This window comes from Salmonella sp. 3C (assembly GCF_025426275.1).
GTDB lineage: Bacteria > Pseudomonadota > Gammaproteobacteria > Enterobacterales > Enterobacteriaceae > Salmonella > Salmonella enterica.
Window position 1 is genome coordinate 4,263,188 of record NZ_CP104858.1, and the last position, 20,097, is coordinate 4,283,284.

General features: G+C 50.9%; 20 protein-coding genes and 4 pseudogenes. 13 read left to right on the forward strand and 11 right to left on the reverse strand.

Translation table 11 applies throughout. The annotated features are described in order from the left end of the window. Positions 1–51: 51 nt before the first annotated feature. The gene (gene ptrR / locus N7E69_RS20580) at positions 52–924 is read left to right on the forward strand and encodes a putrescine utilization regulator PtrR (RefSeq protein WP_000366539.1); all 873 of its coding nucleotides are present in this window, start codon (positions 52–54) and stop codon (positions 922–924) included. 115 nt (positions 925–1,039) lie between these two features. Beyond that, on the forward strand, positions 1,040–2,230 hold the full coding sequence (locus N7E69_RS20585; RefSeq protein WP_000154617.1) for a sugar transporter: 1,191 nt from the start codon (positions 1,040–1,042) through the stop codon (positions 2,228–2,230). A 46-nt stretch (positions 2,231–2,276) separates the two neighbouring features. Here N7E69_RS20585 and N7E69_RS20590 read toward each other — a convergent pair whose 3' ends face one another. Continuing rightward, complete coding sequence (locus N7E69_RS20590) at positions 2,277–2,942, reverse strand: MarC family NAAT transporter (RefSeq protein ID WP_000968967.1); 666 nt, start codon at positions 2,940–2,942, stop codon at positions 2,277–2,279. Between the two features lie 258 nt (positions 2,943–3,200). Between N7E69_RS20590 and marR the strand changes: the two genes are divergently transcribed. Genes marR through marB form a run of 3 tightly spaced genes read left to right on the forward strand, consistent with a single transcriptional unit; the run spans position 3,201 to position 4,282 of the window. Further along, positions 3,201–3,635 carry a multiple antibiotic resistance transcriptional regulator MarR gene (marR, locus tag N7E69_RS20595; protein ID WP_000843434.1) on the forward strand — a complete coding sequence of 145 codons (435 nt, stop codon included), beginning with the start codon at positions 3,201–3,203 and terminating at the stop codon, positions 3,633–3,635. A gap of 19 nt (positions 3,636–3,654) precedes the next feature. Then, on the forward strand, positions 3,655–4,038 hold the full coding sequence (gene marA, locus N7E69_RS20600) for an MDR efflux pump AcrAB transcriptional activator MarA (protein ID WP_000091194.1): 384 nt from the start codon (positions 3,655–3,657) through the stop codon (positions 4,036–4,038). 28 nt (positions 4,039–4,066) lie between these two features. Then, positions 4,067–4,282: a multiple antibiotic resistance protein MarB gene (gene marB, locus N7E69_RS20605; RefSeq protein WP_000783049.1), complete on the forward strand. Its 216-nt coding sequence runs from the start codon at positions 4,067–4,069 to the stop codon at positions 4,280–4,282. A 118-nt stretch (positions 4,283–4,400) separates the two neighbouring features. Here marB and eamA read toward each other — a convergent pair whose 3' ends face one another. Continuing rightward, positions 4,401–5,303 carry an O-acetylserine/cysteine exporter gene (gene eamA / locus N7E69_RS20610; protein WP_000987750.1) on the reverse strand — a complete coding sequence of 301 codons (903 nt, stop codon included), beginning with the start codon at positions 5,301–5,303 and terminating at the stop codon, positions 4,401–4,403. Positions 5,304–5,530: 227 nt separating this feature from the next. Here eamA and ydeE point away from each other — a divergent pair. Together ydeE and mgtS are read left to right on the forward strand one after the other, a co-directional pair. Next, a pseudogene (ydeE, locus tag N7E69_RS20615) lies at positions 5,531–6,717 on the forward strand (efflux MFS transporter YdeE). Between the two features lie 247 nt (positions 6,718–6,964). Continuing rightward, a complete protein-coding gene (mgtS, locus tag N7E69_RS20620; protein WP_000901531.1) occupies positions 6,965–7,060 on the forward strand; it encodes a protein MgtS in 96 nt (31 codons plus the stop codon). Positions 7,061–7,407: 347 nt separating this feature from the next. Here mgtS and N7E69_RS20625 read toward each other — a convergent pair whose 3' ends face one another. Further along, on the reverse strand, positions 7,408–7,800 hold the full coding sequence (locus tag N7E69_RS20625) for a YdeI family stress tolerance OB fold protein (RefSeq protein WP_000776351.1): 393 nt from the start codon (positions 7,798–7,800) through the stop codon (positions 7,408–7,410). A 427-nt stretch (positions 7,801–8,227) separates the two neighbouring features. Here N7E69_RS20625 and N7E69_RS20630 point away from each other — a divergent pair, with 427 nt between their 5' ends. Beyond that, positions 8,228–8,755 carry a 2-oxo-tetronate isomerase gene (locus N7E69_RS20630; protein WP_001235355.1) on the forward strand — a complete coding sequence of 176 codons (528 nt, stop codon included), beginning with the start codon at positions 8,228–8,230 and terminating at the stop codon, positions 8,753–8,755. A 119-nt stretch (positions 8,756–8,874) separates the two neighbouring features. Here the strand turns inward: N7E69_RS20630 and N7E69_RS20635 are convergent, their stop codons facing one another. Both N7E69_RS20635 and N7E69_RS20640 read right to left on the reverse strand, forming a co-directional pair. Next, positions 8,875–9,057, reverse strand: coding sequence for a general stress protein (locus tag N7E69_RS20635; RefSeq protein WP_000807642.1), 183 nt, complete (start codon positions 9,055–9,057; stop codon positions 8,875–8,877). Positions 9,058–9,325: 268 nt separating this feature from the next. After that, positions 9,326–10,291, reverse strand: a pseudogene (locus N7E69_RS20640) (M3 family metallopeptidase); the annotation flags it as partial. Positions 10,292–10,429: 138 nt separating this feature from the next. Here N7E69_RS20640 and ydfG point away from each other — a divergent pair. The 3 genes from ydfG to ydfZ all read left to right on the forward strand — a co-directional run bounded on the left by ydfG (position 10,430) and on the right by ydfZ (position 12,376). Next, entirely contained in the window at positions 10,430–11,176 is a 747-nt protein-coding gene (gene ydfG / locus N7E69_RS20645; RefSeq protein ID WP_000636564.1) for a bifunctional NADP-dependent 3-hydroxy acid dehydrogenase/3-hydroxypropionate dehydrogenase YdfG, read from the forward strand. Between the two features lie 129 nt (positions 11,177–11,305). Continuing rightward, positions 11,306–11,992, forward strand: coding sequence for a GntR family transcriptional regulator (locus N7E69_RS20650; protein WP_000215566.1), 687 nt, complete (start codon positions 11,306–11,308; stop codon positions 11,990–11,992). Positions 11,993–12,172: 180 nt separating this feature from the next. After that, positions 12,173–12,376 carry a putative selenium delivery protein YdfZ gene (gene ydfZ, locus N7E69_RS20655; RefSeq protein WP_000989267.1) on the forward strand — a complete coding sequence of 68 codons (204 nt, stop codon included), beginning with the start codon at positions 12,173–12,175 and terminating at the stop codon, positions 12,374–12,376. A gap of 66 nt (positions 12,377–12,442) precedes the next feature. Here the strand turns inward: ydfZ and N7E69_RS20660 are convergent, their stop codons facing one another. From N7E69_RS20660 to N7E69_RS20680, 5 genes and pseudogenes are all read right to left on the reverse strand, one after another. Continuing rightward, positions 12,443–13,909: a mannitol dehydrogenase family protein gene (locus tag N7E69_RS20660; protein WP_001181259.1), complete on the reverse strand. Its 1,467-nt coding sequence runs from the start codon at positions 13,907–13,909 to the stop codon at positions 12,443–12,445. A 143-nt stretch (positions 13,910–14,052) separates the two neighbouring features. Next, positions 14,053–15,431, reverse strand: a pseudogene (locus N7E69_RS20665) (MFS transporter). Between the two features lie 53 nt (positions 15,432–15,484). Further along, positions 15,485–16,504, reverse strand: a pseudogene (locus tag N7E69_RS20670) (Zn-dependent oxidoreductase). Positions 16,505–16,514: 10 nt separating this feature from the next. After that, the gene (rspA, locus tag N7E69_RS20675) at positions 16,515–17,729 is read right to left on the reverse strand and encodes a starvation-sensing protein RspA (RefSeq protein ID WP_108610894.1); all 1,215 of its coding nucleotides are present in this window, start codon (positions 17,727–17,729) and stop codon (positions 16,515–16,517) included. 121 nt (positions 17,730–17,850) lie between these two features. Continuing rightward, complete coding sequence (locus N7E69_RS20680) at positions 17,851–18,177, reverse strand: YnfA family protein (protein ID WP_000921391.1); 327 nt, start codon at positions 18,175–18,177, stop codon at positions 17,851–17,853. A 152-nt stretch (positions 18,178–18,329) separates the two neighbouring features. On the opposite strand from N7E69_RS20680, the gene N7E69_RS20685 reads away from it, so the two are divergent. Both N7E69_RS20685 and speG read left to right on the forward strand, forming a co-directional pair. Then, entirely contained in the window at positions 18,330–18,671 is a 342-nt protein-coding gene (locus N7E69_RS20685; RefSeq protein ID WP_001066440.1) for a DUF1283 family protein, read from the forward strand. A gap of 35 nt (positions 18,672–18,706) precedes the next feature. Then, entirely contained in the window at positions 18,707–19,267 is a 561-nt protein-coding gene (gene speG, locus N7E69_RS20690) for a spermidine N1-acetyltransferase (RefSeq protein ID WP_000199997.1), read from the forward strand. A 40-nt stretch (positions 19,268–19,307) separates the two neighbouring features. Here speG and N7E69_RS20695 read toward each other — a convergent pair whose 3' ends face one another. Next, a complete protein-coding gene (locus tag N7E69_RS20695; protein ID WP_000743123.1) occupies positions 19,308–20,018 on the reverse strand; it encodes a YnfC family lipoprotein in 711 nt (236 codons plus the stop codon). Between the last annotated feature and the right edge of the window lie 79 nt (positions 20,019–20,097).

Consider the following 20,097-nt stretch of genomic DNA (forward strand, 5'->3'; position numbering starts at 1 on the left):
TTTCTGAAAAATGAATAATATTAACCAGACTATTCACGAATTAAGAAAACCATGGACCTGACGCAACTGGAAATGTTTAACGCTGTCGCTCTGACGGGCAGCATTACGCAGGCGGCGGCAAAAGTACACCGCGTTCCGTCCAACCTGACCACGCGTATCCGCCAGCTTGAAGCCGACCTGGGCGTCTCTCTGTTTATTCGCGAAAACCAGCGACTCAGGCTGTCACCAGCCGGGCATAACTTTTTACGTTACAGCCAGCAGATCCTGGCGCTGGTCGATGAAGCCCGCATGGTGGTTGCCGGAGAGGAACCGCAAGGACTGTTTTCACTCGGCGCGTTAGAAAGTACTGCCGCCGTACGTATCCCCGCGCTGCTGGCGGGTTATAACCAGCGTTACCCTAAAATTCAGTTCGCGTTAACGACCGGTCCTTCCGGCGCCATGCTGGATGGCGTGCTCGAGGGAAAGCTGAACGCCGCCTTTATTGATGGCCCGCTAATGCATCCGGGGCTGGAAGGTATACCGGCTTACCAGGAAGAGATGATGATCGTCGCGCCACACGGCCATTCCGTCGTTTCGCGGGCCAGCGAGGTGAATGGTTATAACATCTATGCTTTTCGCGCCAACTGTTCTTACCGACGGCATTTCGAAAGCTGGTTTCATGCCGATGGCGCGACCCCCGGTACGATTCACGAAATGGAGTCATATCATGGAATGTTGGCGTGCGTAATTGCCGGCGCAGGTATTGCGCTGATGCCAGCAAGTATGCTCAACAGTATGCCAGGACATCATCAGGTGGAAGCCTGGCCGCTGGCGGAGAAGTGGCGCTGGCTTAACACATGGCTAATGTGGCGGCGCGGGGCGATGACGCGTCAGCTTGAGGCCTTTATCGAGTTACTTAACGCCCAACTGGCGAGCGTCGACTGAAGACGAAACGTCCTGCGAAGTAAATGAGAAGCAGGTCACAAAATGATTGTCTTTTCGCCAGTAAACGTTTTAAGATCGCGGCCTCACCTTCTCGCAACTAACCCGAAATATTTTTATGACAATCAATCCAGTTTCCCGCAAGGTCGCGTGGCTACGGGTAGTTACGCTTGCTATTGCCGCTTTTATTTTCAATACCACAGAATTTGTGCCGGTTGGTTTGCTATCAGACATTGCTGAAAGCTTTCATATGCAAACCGCGCAGGTCGGCATCATGCTAACCATTTACGCCTGGGTAGTTGCCGTCATGTCGCTGCCTTTTATGCTTCTTACCAGTCAAATGGAGCGCCGTAAGCTACTAATTTGTCTGTTTGTTTTGTTTATTGCCAGCCATGTGCTCTCCTTTCTGGCATGGAACTTTACCGTGCTGGTCATTAGCCGTATTGGTATCGCTTTCGCCCACGCTATTTTCTGGTCGATAACCGCCTCGCTGGCGATCCGCCTGGCCCCTGCCGGGAAACGCGCGCAGGCATTAAGTCTGATAGCGACCGGCACCGCGTTGGCCATGGTGCTTGGGCTGCCGATAGGTCGCGTTGTTGGTCAGTATTTTGGCTGGCGCACCACCTTTTTTGCCATCGGCATGGGCGCATTAATTACGCTGCTATGTCTGATTAAGCTTCTACCGAAATTGCCGAGCGAGCATTCCGGCTCACTAAAAAGTTTACCTTTGCTATTCCGGCGCCCGGCGCTGATGAGCCTCTATGTGCTGACCGTCGTTGTGGTGACTGCGCATTACACAGCTTATAGCTATATTGAACCGTTCGTTCAGAATGTCGCCGGGCTCAGTGCGAATTTTGCTACCGTCCTGTTACTGATCCTCGGCGGCGCCGGGATCATCGGCAGCCTCGTGTTTGGTAAACTGGGTAATCGCCATGCCTCGTCGCTCGTCAGTATCGCTATTGCCCTGCTGGTTGTCTGTCTGCTTCTGCTGCTGCCTGCGGCGGATAGCGAAGCGCATCTGGCCATACTGAGCATTTTCTGGGGCATCGCGATTATGGTGATAGGGCTCGGTATGCAGGTGAAAGTACTGGCGCTGGCCCCGGACGCGACCGATGTCGCAATGGCGCTATTTTCAGGCATCTTTAATATTGGTATTGGCGCTGGCGCGCTGGTAGGCAATCAGGTGAGTTTGCACTGGTCAATGTCGGCCATCGGCTATATTGGCGCCATACCCGCCTGTGCCGCGCTGGTATGGGCTGTGCTCATATTCCGCAAATGGCCAGTGACGCTGGAAGAACAACCGCATTAAGACATTCGTCTGCCGGGAACAGGTTTCCGGCAGACGAAAATGCGCCTTAGTGGTACGTTTTAATAATTTCCAACACGCCGTTGATAATAAATTGCACGCCCATACACACCAGCAGGAATCCCATTAAGCGGGAGATCGCTTCAATCCCCCCTTTACCCACCAGCCGCATAATAGCGCCAGAACTGCGTAAGCATCCCCACAGGATCACCGCCACGGCAAAAAAAATAATCGGCGGCGCGACCATAATGACCCAGTCGGGAAACTCGCCGCCATGACGCACCGTGGAAGCGGAACTGATGATCATTGCGATGGTCCCCGGTCCTGCGGTGCTTGGCATAGCCAGTGGAACAAATGCAATATTAGCCGTCGGTTCGTCTGCCAGCTCCTCCGATTTGCTTTTCGCTTCCGGCGACTCATGCGCCTTCTGCTGCGGGAAAAGCATTCTGAAGCCGATAAACGCCACGATTAACCCCCCGGCGATCCGTAGCCCTGGAATCGAAATACCGAAGGTGTTCATAACTAACTGCCCGGCGTAGTACGCCACCATCATAATAGCGAAGACATAAACCGAAGCCATATAGGACTGCCGGTTGCGTTCCGCACTATTCATATTGCCCGCAAGGCCAAGAAACAGCGCCACGGTGGTTAGCGGATTGGCTAACGGGAGCAGTACGACCAGCCCCAATCCAATCGCTTTAAACAAATCCATCATAATACTATCTCTTACCCATCAGCGTTTCATGAACCGGAAGTATAAAGTGATATTGCCCAGGCGCGCCATTTCGCCAGTGTGCAAGTCAATATTCTTTACAACCTATAACCTGTAATTATCAATTAGTTACAAGTTATCACAGCACAATACCCCGGACGCCTTTTAGCAAATCGTGGCATTGGCCAATTCATTTAGTTGACTTATACTTGCCTGGGAAATAGTATCTGACGAAATTAATTACTTGCCGGGGCAACCATTTTGAAAAGCACCAGTGATCTGTTCAATGAAATCATTCCGCTGGGTCGCTTGATCTACATGGTAAATCAAAAAAAAGATCGCCTGTTAAATAACTATTTATCCCCGCTGGATATCACCGCAACACAGTTTAAAGTGCTTTGCTCGATACGTTGCGCGGGATGTATTACCCCGGTTGAACTTAAAAAAGTGCTGTCTGTCGATCTCGGCGCATTGACGCGAATGCTCGACCGCCTGCTGTGCAAAGGCTGGATCGAAAGACTGCCGAATCCTAATGACAAACGCGGCGTACTGGTGAAGCTAACGCCGGACGGCGCGGCAATTTGTGAGCAATGTCATCAACGACCAGGGCAAGACCTGCATCAGGAATTAACAAAAAACTTAACGGCGGACGAAGTGGCAACGCTTGAGTATTTGCTCAAGAAAATTCTGCCGTAGACAAAAAAGAGGTATGACGATGTCCAGACGCAACACTGACGCTATTACTATTCATAGCATTTTGGACTGGATCGAGGATAACCTGGAGTCGCCGCTCTCACTGGAAAAAGTGTCTGAGCGTTCAGGATATTCCAAATGGCACCTGCAACGGATGTTTAAAAAAGAGACCGGTCATTCATTAGGCCAATACATCCGCAGCCGTAAAATGACGGAAATCGCGCAAAAATTAAAAGAGAGCAACGAGCCCATTCTCTATCTGGCGGAACGCTATGGCTTTGAGTCACAGCAAACATTGACCCGGACGTTCAAAAACTACTTTGATGTGCCGCCACACAAATACCGGATCACCAATATGCATGGCGAATCACGGTATATGCTGCCGCTGAACCATGGCAACTACTAGTTTGTTTATGCGCCACGCGAAGAGCACTATGAAAATGCTGTTTCCCGCCCTGCCGGGTCTGTTACTTATCGCCTCCGGATATGGCATTGCAGAACAAACTTTGTTACCTGTGGCGCAAAATAGCCGCGATGTGATGCTGCTGCCCTGTGTAGGCGATCCGCCAAATGACCTTCACCCCGTGAGCGTGAACAGCGATAAGTCAGATGAATTAGGCGTGCCCTATTATAACGACCAACACCTTTAACCTCTTTGCCCCGTTTTGCGGGGCATTTTTTTAGTACCGTCTGGCGATGACAAGTCCGCCGCTATTACCTCGCGGCATGGTCTGAAATTAGCGTTTGTCTTCTTAGTAACATAATGCCTCATCCCCTGACGCGGGCAGTACGGCGCACACGAAATCCAAACACATTGATATAGAGTCCAGCCATAATCAGTACTGCGCCCGCAAGCTGCATCCCGGTCAACGTTTCCCCGAGTAACACCGCGGCGCTCGCCAGCCCGACTACCGGCACCAGCAATGATAACGGCGCCACGCGCCAGGTCTCATAGCGCCCCAGTAACGCGCCCCAGATGCCGTAGCCAAGTATAGTGGCGACAAAAGCCAGATAAAGCAGCGACAATATCGTCGTCATATCGATGGTAATAAGGCTTTGCGTAATGTGATCCGCCCCCTCCAGTAGCAGCGATGACAGCAGGAACGGCAGGATCGGGATCAGCGCGCTCCAGACCACCAGCGACATCACCGCCGGGCGCGGACTATGCTGCATAATTTTTTTATTAAAGATATTGCCGCAGGCCCAGCTAAATGCCGCCGCCAGAGTCAGCATAAATCCCGACATCGCTATATGCTGTCCGTTGAGACTGGCTTCAATCAATACCAGTACACCTATAATCGCCAGGGCGATCCCCGCTAACTGCTTACGTTGTAACCGCTCACTAAAAACAAACGCCCCCAAAGCCATGGTAAAAAAGGCCTGCGCCTGTAATACCAACGACGCCAGTCCTGCGGGCATACCAAACTTTATCGCGCAAAAGAGAAAGGCGAACTGCCCAAAGCTTATCGTCAGCCCATAGCCCAGCAACAGCGTAAGCGGGACTTTAGGCCGGGCGACAAAGAAAATTGCCGGAAACGCCACCAGTAAAAATCGTAATCCTGCCAGCAATAATGGCGGCATATGGTGCAGGCCTACTTTGATGACAACAAAATTGAGCCCCCATACGACAACCACCAGTAACGCCAAAAAACCGTCTTTACGCGACATCATCGGCCCCTGTCATTATTAAAATTTTGTAAAAAGGTAAGTTATCGGAAATCAGTGCGCCATAACAGGACTTTTCTTTTTACCGTGAGCATGGCATTGAACAACACACGATGGGCAAAATCCTGCGTTATGGTATGTTAAGACTACGCTATAGCGTATAGACATCATGCTTTTGCGGGCACGGTAGATTAAAACGTCCCGATACGTAACCTCCATTTCAGGCAGGAAAAATGAATCCAGGATTGAGACGTTCGACGTTGGCTCTACTCGCCTCATCGCTGTTATTGACAATTGGACGCGGTGCCACGCTCCCCTTTATGACCATCTATCTTAACCGTCAGTACGGTTTAGGCGTGGATCTGATTGGCTACGCGCTGACCAGCGCGTTAACGATCGGCGTCATCTTTAGTCTTGGCTTTGGGATTCTGGCGGACAAGTTTGATAAAAAGCGCTACATGTTACTCGCGATTATCGCCTTCGCCTGCGGATTTATCGCCATCCCAATGGTGCATAATGTCGTACTGGTTGTCCTGCTTTTTGCGCTTATTAACTGCGCCTATTCGGTTTTTTCTACCGTCCTGAAGGCCTGGTTCGCCGATAACCTCACCGCGACAACAAAAACACGGATTTTTTCGCTCAATTATACCGTACTCAATATCGGCTGGACGGTTGGCCCGCCGCTCGGCACGCTGCTGGTGATGCAAAGCATCAATTTACCCTTCTGGCTTGCCGCCATCTGTTCCGCATTCCCGCTGGTCTTTATTCAGGTATGGGTGACACGATCGGTTGCCGCCAGCGAGGGGAAAAATGCCGCTATCTGGTCTCCCTCCGTTCTGCTGCGCGACAAAGCATTATTGTGGTTTACGCTTTCGGCATTTCTGGCCTCCTTTGTGGGGGGGCCTTTGCGTCCTGTATTTCACAGTACGTTATGGTCGTTGCCGATAGCGGCTTCGCGGAAAAAGTGGTAGCCGTCGTCCTGCCGGTTAATGCGGTTATTGTGGTCAGTTTGCAATACGCCGTGGGCCGTCGACTTACCGCCGTCAATATTCGACCAATGATGACGACCGGCACCGTCTTTTTTATCGCCGGGCTCATCGGATTTATTTTTTCAGGCGACAATCTGTTTTTTTGGGGGCTTTCAGCGGCAGTATTCACGATTGGCGAAATTATTTATGCCCCCGGCGAATATATGTTAATTGACAACATTGCGCCTGCCGGGATGAAAGCCAGCTATTTTTCAGCGCAATCGCTGGGCTGGCTGGGTGCGGCGGTAAACCCGCTGGTCAGCGGCGTCATCCTGACGACGCTTCCCGCCTGGTCGCTTTTCGTTGTCCTGATAATCGCCATTGTGTTCGCATGGGCACTGATGTTAAAAGGAATGCGGATTACCCCTACGCAACAGGCTATCACCTGTTAATTATCTGCAGCCAGTCATGTGCGCCGTTTCTGGCGCACCGGGTTAACCCTATATATTGCAGGCTAATTATCTGCTGTCACTGCGGTAATTCAGGAATATTCCTGGGCGCTGACGAAAATATTCTAATGCTTTACCCTTCCAGTAAAATAAATACGCAATTCAGACTTTGCTTAAGTATAAATTAGTACTATAGTCTGTACGAGGTTTTTTAAAAAAGAGGATGCACGCTAAAATAAGGAGAAACGAGATGTTAGGCAGTATTAACCTTTTTATCGTTGTATTAGGAATTATTTTATTTTCCGGATTTCTGGCCGCCTGGTTCAGTCATAAATGGGATGATTAATGAACGGAGATAATCCCTCGCAGAGCCGGCCCCTTGCTGCATCGTTGCGCAAGGGGCCGCTTTTGTCTGGATGGCAGGCAAAAAAAAACCGCCGGTTCACCAGCGGTAAATGCTTGCATGGATAGATTTGTGTTTTGCTTATACGCTACCGGGCAAATTCTTGCGAGGATAACGGATCGCTAACGACTGTAGCACCGTCAATATCAATGAAGCTTAAACGATACGCAACCAGACCTGAATAAGACATTATGGGACCTTTTGTCCCCCAGGCGCTTTTACAAGACCCATGGTATCAGGCCAGCCGCGTGCCCCGTATGGCTGACCTGGAGATTGCCGGTTAGCGCGCGTTATTTTTGCAGTCGGTTCACGCGGACAAGCGGTTCCTTCGCTTTCTTGTCCAGACTACCGTTAATGTTGATCATTTGATCCGGCTGAACTTCCCGCCCATCAAATACGGCGGAAGGAATTATCACGTTAATCTCGCCGGATTTATCACGAAATACATAGCGATCGTCACCTTTATGATCAATAAGGTTGCCGCGCAGCGAAACGGTCGCGCCATCATGCAGGGTTTTTGCCTGTTCGATGGTCATTTTTTCTGCATCATCCGTACCGCGATAACCATCCTCAATAGCATGAGGCGGCGGCGGTGCCACGTCTTTTTTTAATCCCCCCTGATCTTCCGCTAGCGCGTAAGGCATTATCAGAAAACTTAAAAATGCAGCCACCTGTAGTTTCATGCTCTCTCCTTAATAACGTCTATTTGACGTATTAAGTCTGGCCGCTATTTTTAGTTTTTACAAACATGAATTTACCCGCAGAATATTAAGCAATAAAATCAACCCATCCGGATTAATATGCAACCGACATCAGCGCCGGTGAGCGCGAAAGCGTAACGGCGTAATAGAGAACTTGCCACATAGCTGAAGTCATATGCATCAACGTTTTGATAGCAATTCAGATTAATCGGCTTTATTTTTTGAGGATAATGGCCTTACGCATAATCAATGACAGTCATCGCCGTAAGAAAGTAAGCAAGTTATGCAACAGCGGGTTTGTTGGTAACTGGATAAAATAATCATTCACTGACAATGTCATAAAATAAATATGCCATACTTGAGAAGAACGAACAGATTTCTTTTGTCTCTGGTAACGGAAAAATAAACGATGAGATTAGAACAGCACGATATTGTCACCCTTGATGAAGCCGAATCCGTCGATAGCCTGACAAAAAAACTTGGTGATTTACTGGTTAACCAGAAACTCCGTCTGACCACTGCAGAATCCTGCACTGGCGGGAAACTGGCTTCAGCATTGTGCGCAGCAGAAGATACGCCCTCATTTTACGGTGTGGGGTATGTCACCTTTACTGATGAAGCCAAAGCAAAAATCTTACGCGTACAACGCCACAGCCTTGCCGAACATACCGCCGTCAGCGAAGCGGTCGTTACTGAAATGGCACAGGGCGCTAAGGATCAGGCTGAGGTCAATATCAGCATAGCGATCAGCGGCTATGGCGGTCCGGAAGGCGGCGAAGATGGCACGCCGGCGGGCACCGTTTGGTTTGCCTGGAATATTAACAATACAACTTTTACAAGCCGACAACATTTCAACGGAGATTGTCAGGAAGTATTAGAAAAATGCGTACACTTCGCCCTCGCTGAATTGCTTTTTCTGTTAACGAAGAAAGCATAAACAATAATTTCATCTGACCGGTCAGAACAACTCCCGGTCAGAATAAAAAAATGCGAGCCTATGGCCCGCATCGTATATGCAATATTTCAGAATATATTTACGAAATATCAGGAGTAAAATTAATTGCCGGATTTCCGTCCGCCACTGTGGCTATTCTGGCCACCTTTTTTACCCGCTTCAGATGCACGTTGTGGGTCGTTTTTAAAGTTCCCACCGCTATGCTGGCCGCCTTTACGACCTGCTTCTGAGGCTTTCTCTTTATCTTCTGCAAAATTACCGGAACCGCCGCGATGTTCTGCCATAATATAATCCTCATGATGATGTTGCGTTTTAAATATGATATGTCTTCTCATATCATGTGATACAGTTCTAAATCTAGTCGCCCTGTGCGCAGTGTCAAATTCATTTCTGCATTATTTACATAATACCATCACATGGCGGAAAATATATTTTTTAAAACATCAGCAGCGAAGCGGTAATAAATCTTTGGCAATCAAGCCACCACGGGAAAATAAGTAGAAAAATCCGAATGCACGCCCTCTTTATATTCAGACAATTTAACCCCATAAATATGACGTTCTGAATTTCCGCCTGTTCATTGAGTACACGCTGACGCGCTGGCGGCACAATGCCACGCATAAAGCTCAGTGCGGCTTGCGGCGTTTTCGCCATCTGATCGGCCATTTTCCATGCGGCATAATTGGGGAAACCCAGCAGTTTTGCCTGACAGCGACGAATCTCTACCAGACGCTGAACGATAGCGCGGGTATCGTGGGCATCTCCTTTTTCCGCCCGAGTCCATGACGCTGCGAATAAATTTTCGCGAGTCTGGCGATCGCGCAGCGTAGCAAGCGCAGGCTGTTGCGTCGTATTAAGGAGCGGAATGAACCAGCGCTCCTCCAGGCCTTTTTCACGCGCCGCTTCAGCAGCGACGGTCATTTCTTCCGGGCTTAATCCTGCCAGGCAATGCGCGTCATCGACCGCCAGCCCGCCCGCTTTACTTGCCGCCAGCAGACGCTGATTAAACTGACTCATTAAGGTCGCGGATTCAGTATTCAATACCTTCAGTTGCGCTTTATCCTCTTCGGCAAGCTGCGCGCCTGCCAACACAAAACGCTGATGGATCACATCGACCAACCGTAGCGACTCATCATCCAGCCCCAGTGAGTGACGCTGTTGCCAGACGGCATCCACGCGAGCGAATAACGCGCTATTCAGATAAATATCGTTGGAGAGCGCCGCCAGCTCGGCAGAAAAGGCCTCATCCAACCGCTGGAGTTCATCGTTAGTGTGCGCGGCCGTCATCGCGAAAAAAATGCTGGTGACGCGTGACAGAAGCGCCCCGCTTTGCTCCAGCGCCAGAAGCGTATTCGTAAAGTCAGGGGCCGCCGGATGATTGACGATGGCCTCGATTTCCACGCGTTTTTGCCGAACGCCCTCATCAAAAGCAGGACGATAATGGCAATCTTTGATCCGATCAAAACGCGGTGCCTGATAGGGCAACATACTCTGGTCTAACAAAGGATTCGTCGACATTTTTCACTCCTGAAAATAGGTTGATCATAAGAGTAAGCTTCCCCCTATGCTGACCGCAACCGTGTTAACCAGGATTACCCTTTCATAAACGCCGCGTGCTATGGTAATACAACACAAAAAGCGTTGAGGAACTGTGTGATGATCGTTTTAGTAACTGGAGCAACCGCAGGGTTTGGCGAGTGCATTGCACGCCGTTTTGTTGAGAATGGACATAAAGTCATTGCCACGGGACGTCGTCATGAACGCCTGCAAGCGTTAAAAGATGAGCTTGGCGAGAACGTATTGACCGCCCAACTGGACGTGCGCAACCGCGCGGCCATCGAAGAGATGATGGCCTCTCTGCCTGCGCAGTGGCGCGATATTGATGTGCTGGTCAATAACGCCGGTCTGGCGCTGGGTCTTGAACCGGCGCATAAAGCCAGCGTAGAAGACTGGGAAACTATGATCGATACTAATAATAAAGGCTTAATTTATATGACCCGCGCCGTGCTGCCAGGAATGGTCGAACGTAATCGCGGTCATATCATTAACATCGGTTCAACCGCCGGCAGTTGGCCTTATGCTGGTGGCAACGTCTATGGCGCGACGAAAGCCTTTGTGCGCCAGTTTAGCCTGAATTTGCGCACGGATTTACACGGCACGGCGGTTCGCGTGACCGACATTGAACCGGGCCTGGTTGGCGGTACCGAGTTTTCCAGCGTCCGTTTCAAAGGCGACGATGAGAAAGCGGGTAAAACCTACGAAAATACCACCGCGCTCACGCCAGAAGACATTACCGAAGCGGTATGGTGGGTGGCCACACTCCCCGCGCATGTGAATATTAATACCGTTGAAATGATGCCTGTTACCCAATCTTTCGCAGGGCTCAGCGTCCACCGTAGCTAAGAGGTTATACCCGGTCTGCGGGCCGGGTAATCCCTGGCAAACGTATCTGCAACCAAGAACATGATCGGTATAGACCGCCACGGAAAAGTGGTAGAGTATCCGGGTCAACCGCCTAAAAAGTAAGAATGAATGACCGTCGAAACGCAGCTTAACCCTACACAGCCTGTCAACCAGCAAATTTACCGTATTCTTCGGCGTGATATCGTGCATTGTCTGATCCCGCCTGGCACGCCGCTATCAGAAAAAGAGGTCTCAACCCGTTTTAACGTTTCGCGTCAACCGGTGCGCGAGGCTTTTATAAAGCTGGCGGAAAATGGGTTGATTCAGATCCGCCCTCAGCGCGGTAGTTATGTGAATAAGATTTCGCTTTCTCAGGTACAGAATGGCTGCTTTGTTCGGCAGGCGATCGAATGCGCGGTGGTCCGCCGTGCGGCGGCGATGATCACCGACAACCAGTGCTATCAACTGGCGCAAAACCTGCACCTGCAACATATTGCCATCGAGCGCAAACAGATTGATGATTTTTTCCAGCTTGATGACGATTTCCACCAAAAGCTGGCGCAGATCGCCGATTGCCAGTTAGCGTGGAATACCATTGAAAATATCAAAGCGACAATCGACCGGGTTCGCTATATGAGTCTGGATCATGTTTCTCCGCCGGAGATGTTGTTGCGCCAGCACCATGATATTTTCTCCGCGCTGGAAAATCGTGACGGCAATGCGGTTGAGAGCGCAATGACCCAGCATTTGCAGGAAATTAGCGAATCCGTTCAGCTTATCCGTCAGGAAAACAGCGGCTGGTTTAGCGAAGAGTAACCCCCTTTAACGTCGGGGTGAGACGCCTTCTCCGCTTTCTCACCCTGCACATTCCCGCCTAAAAAGCCGTGAGCTTGATCAAAAACAAAAAAAATCCGCAACGATAAGCGTATTTATATGTCGCCCGTCATGCGGGGAAACCTGCGGGCTTTGGCAGTAAGTTTGAAAGGAGAAAACACCATGATGACATACGATCGTAACCGTAACGCAATCACTACCGGTAGCCGGGTCATGATAAGCGGCACGGGCCATACCGGGATTATCAAAGCCATTGAGAGCGAAGGTCTGGATGCAGGTCAAATTCGCCGCGGCAAAACGGTGATTGTCGAAGGTTGTGAAGGTAAATTCGCGCCGGTCGAATTGATTCGTCTTGGCATGAACTGATACCACAGGCCGCCAGGAACCGTTCCGGCCTTCCCGGTAGCATAATGCTACCGGGTCTCTGTTACGCTATTTCAAGCGCTCGGCATATTTCGCCATGCTCGCTTTCGCGCCATATGTCAGTAAACTGTCATAGGCTTCTTGCACTTTTTGCGTAAACCGCGCCGCCTGCGGCAAATCGTTGCCGAAAATTTCAGCCATTCCCGGCAGCGCCTTAACACGACTGGCGCCTTCTTCACTGTTTGCCACGGCGCGCTGAATAACCGGCAATAGCGGATCGCTGACGTCGATCGCCTTACCCTGCTCATCCACGCCGCCAACGTAACGCATCCACCCCGCCACGCCCAGCGCCAGCAAATCAAAATCGCTATGATTAGCAAGATGCCAGCGAACGGAGTCCAGCATACGCTGCGGAAGTTTCTGGCTGCCATCCATCGCAATCTGCCAAGTACGATGACGCAGCGCCGGATTACGGTAACGCGCAATCAACTGATCGGCATAACGCTGTAAATCTACCCCCTGGACTTTCAGCGTTGGCGCCTGCTCGCGTAACATTAACGCCTGCGCGGTCAGACGATAGTTGTCGTCAGCCATGCAGTCATTAATATGCTGATAGCCGGCAAGATACCCCAGATAAGCCAGGAATGAATGACTGCCGTTAAGCATTCGCAGTTTCATCTCTTCAAACGGAACCACGTCGGCGACCAACGTCGCGCCCGCGTTTTCCCACAGCGGACGCCCCGCCACAAACGTATCTTCTATCACCCACTGGCGAAACGGTTCACAGGCAACGCCCGCCGGATCGCGCACGCCGGTCAGTTGTTCGATTTTATCCAGCGTCTCCGGCGTGACCGCAGGGACAATCCGATCAACCATGGTTGACGGAAATGTCACGTTTTGCTCGATCCATATCGCCAGTTCCGCATCCACCTCCCGGGCGTAAGCCGTCACAACCTGACGCGTCACATGCCCATTTTCCGGCATGTTGTCGCAGGACATCACGGTAAATGCCGGTAAGCCTGCGGCTTTACGACGCGCTAACGCTTCAACAATAATACCCGGTGCCGTTAGCGGTTGATGCGGATTTTGCAGGTCGGCGGCAATCATGGGATGTTCCAGCAGAAGTTGGCCCGTAGCTGGCGAATGACAATACCCTTTCTCGGTAATGGTCAGAGACACAATCGCTATTTGCGGTTCGCACATCGCCGCCAGCACACGTTCCAGACCATCAACCTGGACATGCAACGCCGCTTTGACGACGCCCACCACACGCGCCGTCCAGGCTTCCGCCGACATCTCCGCCACGGTATAGAGGTTATCCTGCTGCTTTAGATCGGCAATCTGTTGTTCGCCGCCAATAAGATTAACCTCATAATAGCCCCAGTCGCTATGCTGCTCCGCAGCCAGAATATCTGTATAAACCCCCTGATGCGCGCGATGAAACGCGCCAAAACCGAGATGGACCATCCGCGCCGCCAGCGCCGCACGATCGTAATCAGGAAGCGTCGCCTTTGCCGATAAAAGCCTGTTTTGCATTTTATAACCTCTATATTCTGAAAGCGGAACAATCGCAGAGTAACGCCTGCCCTGGTGCATTTGGATTTACGCTAATTAAACAAAAGTGACCGGGCAGCATGGCCGAAACCGCATTAGCGTTCCGGCCATACCGCCAACACGATTTAACTCGTCTGAGTTGCGGAGTGGCGTAACTTCTCTGCCGCTGTCGCTTCCGCCGCATCCTCAGGCAAGCTCAGATCGCGATCTCTGACCTCCGGCATCAACAGCGCAGAAATCAGACCAATACACGAGTAGAGCACCAGCATAATTAAGATGGGCAGCCAGGAATCGGTCATGTTACAAAAGATCCCTGCGAGGACGGGGCCAAAACCGACCGCCACCAGCCCCCCTGCCTCTTTTGAAATCGCCATCCGGGTGAAGCGATTACGCGATCCGAAAATTTCCGCCATGGTGATGTTTTCCAGCGCAAATAATTCCAGCACGGCAAAGTTATGAATAACAATGAGCGCCGCCATAATTACGCCAGGGCTATACGTTTTATCTACCACAATAGACAGCATCGGCCAGGCGAGGATAATCGCGGAGATATTCAATATTATATACGGCAGCCGACGACCGTATTTATCGGACAACCACCCCAAGAGTGGGATAGTGATAAAACCAATTACGGAACTTATCATTAACGCATCGGTTGGGATAGATTTGTTAAATAATAACGTCTGAACTAAATATCCGGCAAGGAAGGTTTGAATAAGCCCGGAATTGCCCGCCTGCCCAAAACGTAAACCGGTGGCCAGCCAGAAAGATTTGCTGGTAAACATCGCGCCCAATGTATTTTCTGACGCAGGCGTTAACGCTGGCGATTTTTCGCCTTCGCTTACTTTTTCGAATACCGGGCTTTCTTTCAGATTCATTCGCAGCCAGATCGCGAATATCATGACAACGACGCTCGCCAGGAAAGGAATACGCCATCCCCAGGCGATCAGTTGTTCGCGTTCAAGCGCAAAGAACATCACCGCCCAGATCGCCGTCGCGCTCAACGTACCGCAATTGGTGCCCATCGCGACCAGCGAGGAAATGATGCCACGCTTTCCTTTCGGCGCATACTCGGCCAGCATGGTACCCGCGCCGGAAATTTCCGCCCCGGCGCCCAGCCCCTGTATAATTCGCAATGTCACCAGTAATACTGGCGCAAAAATGCCGATTTGCGCATACGTCGGCAGTACGCCAATCAGCGTGGTGCAGATCCCCATCATGGTGATGGTAATAAACAATACTTTTTTCGTCCGATTCGGTCGCCCATTTTACCAAAAACAAAGGCGCCGATAATTCTGGCTATATAACCTGCACCATAGGTGCCCATTGCCAGAATAAGCGCCATCGCGGCAGACTGTTCCGGAAAAAATATCTCATGGAAGACCAGAGCCGCGCCTAGTGAATATAACTGAAAATCCATAAATTCAAGCGCGGTGCCTAACCAGCCAGATACGGCAGCGCGCACTAAATCCTGAGTCGATCGTTCATGCTTTATTTGTGTCATATAGGCAATCTCTAAGAGGTAAGATGCGTACCACTTACTCGCAATTATTTATATTATTTCGCAAACGTGAGTAAGACTTTGCAGCATTGACGCTGGTCTTTCTCGAAAAGCTCAATCGCGTCGGTGACATGTTGATAATCAAATGTATGCGTTATCAGCTTATCCGGATCAATAAGCCCTTTATTCAGCCAGTCAATCACGACCGGGAATTTATTGGCATTAAGACGCGATGAATAAATAGCCAGCTCTTTTCCGGTAATACCCTGCTGTACAATCTCACACGGGTCGCTGGAAAATCCCATCAGGACAATGCGTGCCGCAGGCGATGCAAGGGTAATCGCCTCTTGCAGGATAGCGGGATGACAGGCGGCATCGACAATCAAGGTCGGTTTTAGCGCCTTCTGCTGTAGAAATTCCGCCAGTGAATGTTGACCATTATTGAGGGTCCAGTCAGCGCCGCTCTGCTTCGCCATCGCTAAACGCTCTTCAATGCGATCAACGACTATGACCGTTTTAACCTGATAAACCCCCTTCAGCGCCTGTACGGTCGTCAGTCCCATCGGGCCTGCGCCATAGATAAGCGCCACGTCCTGCTCGGTCGGATTCACCTACCCCGTCACATTTGCCGCAATGGTAAACGGCTCAACCATGACGGCATGATGATCTGCGATGCTGTCCGGTATGCGATGAGCATTACGGGCCGGCGCCACCGCATACTCGCTGAAACCGCCGTCACGATGCACGCCCAGCACCACCAGCGAGGTACACACATTGGGTTTACCGACTGAACAAGGGTAACAATGCCCGCAACTGATCACCGGATCGACGGATACCCGTTCTCCTATCCGGTCGCGATTGACGTTGTCGCCTACCGCGTCGATGACACCGAAAAATTCATGGCCTATGACACGGGGATATTTTGCAAAGGGATTATGTCCCCGATAAATATGGCTATCGGAACCGCAGATACCCGCCAGTTTCACTTTAATGCGAACTTCGCCCGGCGCAGGCTGCGGAAGCGCGCGCGTTTCGATAGTTAATGTATTCGGTTTTTCGATTACGATGCTTTTCATTTTTCGCTCCTTACCAGTTCCACAGTGTGCCGTCTTCCAGGCGGGCCACCGGCAAATAGGCTGGATCGTACGGATATTTCGCCGCCAGTTTTTCATCGAACTCAATGCCCAGTCCTGGCTTGTCGCCCGGATGCATATAGCCGCCCTCGAACGTCCAGTTATGCGGGAAAACCTCCAGCATCTGTTCGGAGTAGCCCATAAACTCCTGCACGCCAAAGTTAGGCACCCACAGGTCGAAATGTAATGCAGCGGCCATACAAACCGGCGACAGATCGGACGGCCCATGCGAACCGGTACGCACCTGGTAGAGCGAGGCAAAATCGGCAATGCGGCGCATCCCGGTAATACCACCGGCATGGGTAAGCGTGGTGCGGATATAGTCAATCAATTGCTCTTCAATGAGCTGTTTGCAATCCCAGATACTGTTAAAGACTTCGCCTACGGCAATCGGCGTGACCGTATGCTGGCGGATGAGGCGGAAGCACGCCTGATTTTCAGCCGGCGTCGGGTCTTCCATCCAGAACAAACGATAGTCTTCAATACTTTTGCCAAAGCGGGCAGCCTCAATAGGCGTCAGTCGGTGATGCATATCGTGCAGAAGATGTTCATTAAAACCGAACGTATTACGCACGGCGTCAAACAGCTTTGGCGTAAAATCGAGATACTTTTCTGTTGACCACAATTGTTCTTCCGGCCACTGGCCTTTTGTCGCGGGCTCATAGGCCAGCCCCTTGCCTTTCGCCATGCCGTAGGTGGTTTTCATCCCCGGAACGCCGCACTGCACGCGGATTGCTTTGAACCCTTGCTCTTTATGACGCGCGTAGTCTTCCAGCACATCGTCGATGGTGTGGCCTGTGGTATGGCAATACACCATGACGCCTTCACGCGAAGCGCCGCCGAGTAACTGATACAACGGCATATTGGCGGCTTTGGCTTTAATATCCCATAGCGCCATATCAACCGCGGAAATGGCGGACATGGTGACAGGGCCACGGCGCCAGTACGCGCCTTTGTAGAAGAACTGCCAAATATCTTCGATGCGGCGAGCATCCCGCCTGATGAGCTGTGGGCACAGGTGATCGGTAAGGTACGAGGCCACCGGGAGCTCGCGTCCGTTCAGGGTGGCATCCCCCAGACCGGTGATCCCGTCTTCCGTGGTTATCTTTAAGGTGACGAAGTTACGCCCTGGACACGTAACAAAAACTTCAGCCCCTACAATCTTCATTTTTATTCCTTACATCGCATTATGGGATGCAGGAAATTTACCCAACCGAGCTACTACCATACAAGTATATTGATGCAAAAAGCGCTGCCAGATCACAAAATGTTCTGGTCGCGCGGCAATGTTACGTACGTCCCCATCCGACGACGATAATCAGCATTCCACACAGCGCGATCGGCGCGCCGCACCAGTCATAAACCGTGAGCCGGACGCCATCGACAACACGTAACCACAGGAGCGCAGTACAGACATATACCCCACCGTAAGCCGCATAAACCCGCCCACTCGCCGCCGGATGCAAGGTCAAAAGCCAGACGAATAACGCAAGTGACGCAGCGGCGGGCAGAAGCCACCACACGCTGGCGCCGCGCTTAATCCATAGCCAGGTAAGAAAACATCCAATGATTTCACAGAGGGCGGTGACAAAGAAAAGCAGAGTCGTCTTTAGCATGAGATTCATTTGGTTACGAAATGATAAGTGATAATACAACAGAATATCGTTACGGTTATCCGGCCATTCTTGTGTATATGCCAGGCATAAGGATTGGTGTAGAATTTACAGGTGGTTTACCGCTTTTTCCCCTCTAATGAAAGGATGTTGTGATGAACAATACGCTGAGCAAACGCCTGTGCCTGACGGCAATGCTTACGTTGGCGGCCGTTGTATATACTACTTCCGCATTCGCTGAAACCAGTAAACTGGTGATTGAATCGGGAGATAGCGCACAAAGTCGTCAGGAAGCGGCGATGGAAAAGGAACAATGGAACGACACTCGCAGTCTGCGCCAGAAAGTGAATACCCGCGCAGAAAAAGAGTGGGACAAAGCCGATGCCGCCTTTGATAACCGCGATAAATGCGAGCAAAGCGCCAACATCAACGCCTATTGGGAACCCAATACGCTGCGGTGTCTGGATCGTCGTACAGGTCGCGTTATTACGCCCTGATGCAGGATAACTAAAAGGAAGTGTAAGGATACAGTATGACAAGTGACTACAAGGTCAGACTGCGCCCGCTTGAGCGTGAAGATTTACGATTTGTCCACCAGCTTGATAATAATGCCAGCGTTATGCGTTACTGGTTTGAAGAGCCGTATGAGGCTTTTGTCGAACTGTCGGATCTCTACGACAAACACATCCACGACCAAAGCGAACGGCGCTTTGTCGTCGAATGCGATGGTGAAAACGCCGGGCTGGTAGAACTGGTGGAAATTAACCATGTGCATCGGCGGGCGGAATTTCAGATTATTATCTCGCCGGAGTACCAGGGAAAAGGCCTGGCGTCACGCGCGGCCAAACTGGCGATGGATTACGGATTTACCGTACTCAACCTCTATAAATTGTATTTGATCGTCGATAAAGAGAATGAAAAAGCGATTCACATCTACCGTAAACTCGGGTTTAGAGTAGAAGGCGAGCTGATTCATGAGTTCTTCATTAACGGCGAATACCGTAACACCATCCGCATGTGTATCTTCCAGCAGCAGTATCTGGATGAACATAAAACGTCCGGTTCTACGCTCCTGAAACCCACCGCGCAGTAAACGCGGCGCGGTAGTCACGGAGAGTCGCACCGCGCCCGGTTTAGTAGTAATCGATACGATTTTTAATGGTGTAATGGTGGGACACTGCCGGCTTAACGCTCTCATCGACGATAACAAGCCGGCAGTCAACAGGGTTCGCGTACGCATCATATTCGCAGCTCTGTGTGACGTTGCCGACCTGTCGATCATTCACCCGGCTGACTGCCGTATAATCCAGCTTTTTACGCGGGTCCGCGGAGGGTTTTGCCGTCACAGAGAGCGTATTCTGCGAGTTTATGGTTGTCTTACCTAACGGATAGCCTTCGCTATCATAGCGGTACTCGACCTTCATCTCTTTGCCCGTCGCCGATACCACAAAACCGTTGTCGTCCGTTTCCCAGGTCACGCCCGCCGAAGGCAACGCCGCCAGCTGACACTTCCCCTGTAACTGCACTTTTTTTTCCAGCGTCTGAGCATCCCGGTAATAATTGGCATCCAGCACGAGCGCCAGCCCCGTATTATTCTCCAGATCGTGTAACTCAAGCGTATCAAAACAGCCTTCCTGTGAAAGCGTACCGGTGACCTGCTTCGCCACTTCGCCATTCTCACTCATCAATGTCTGGCTGAAATCCTTTACCGGACCACGTAATGGATCAAAATCAAATTCGTTCGAAAAACTGGCCATTTCCGGCGTAAAAGACTCAAGGGATTTCGGGTTATCACAACCTGCCAGTATCATGCACAATAACGTCAGTAAAAGGGGTTTCTTCACACGTATCACCAGGATGAAAAGATATTTATCATCATATTAGCAAATACAGTTATTTACACGAAAAATGCTAAGCTTAGAA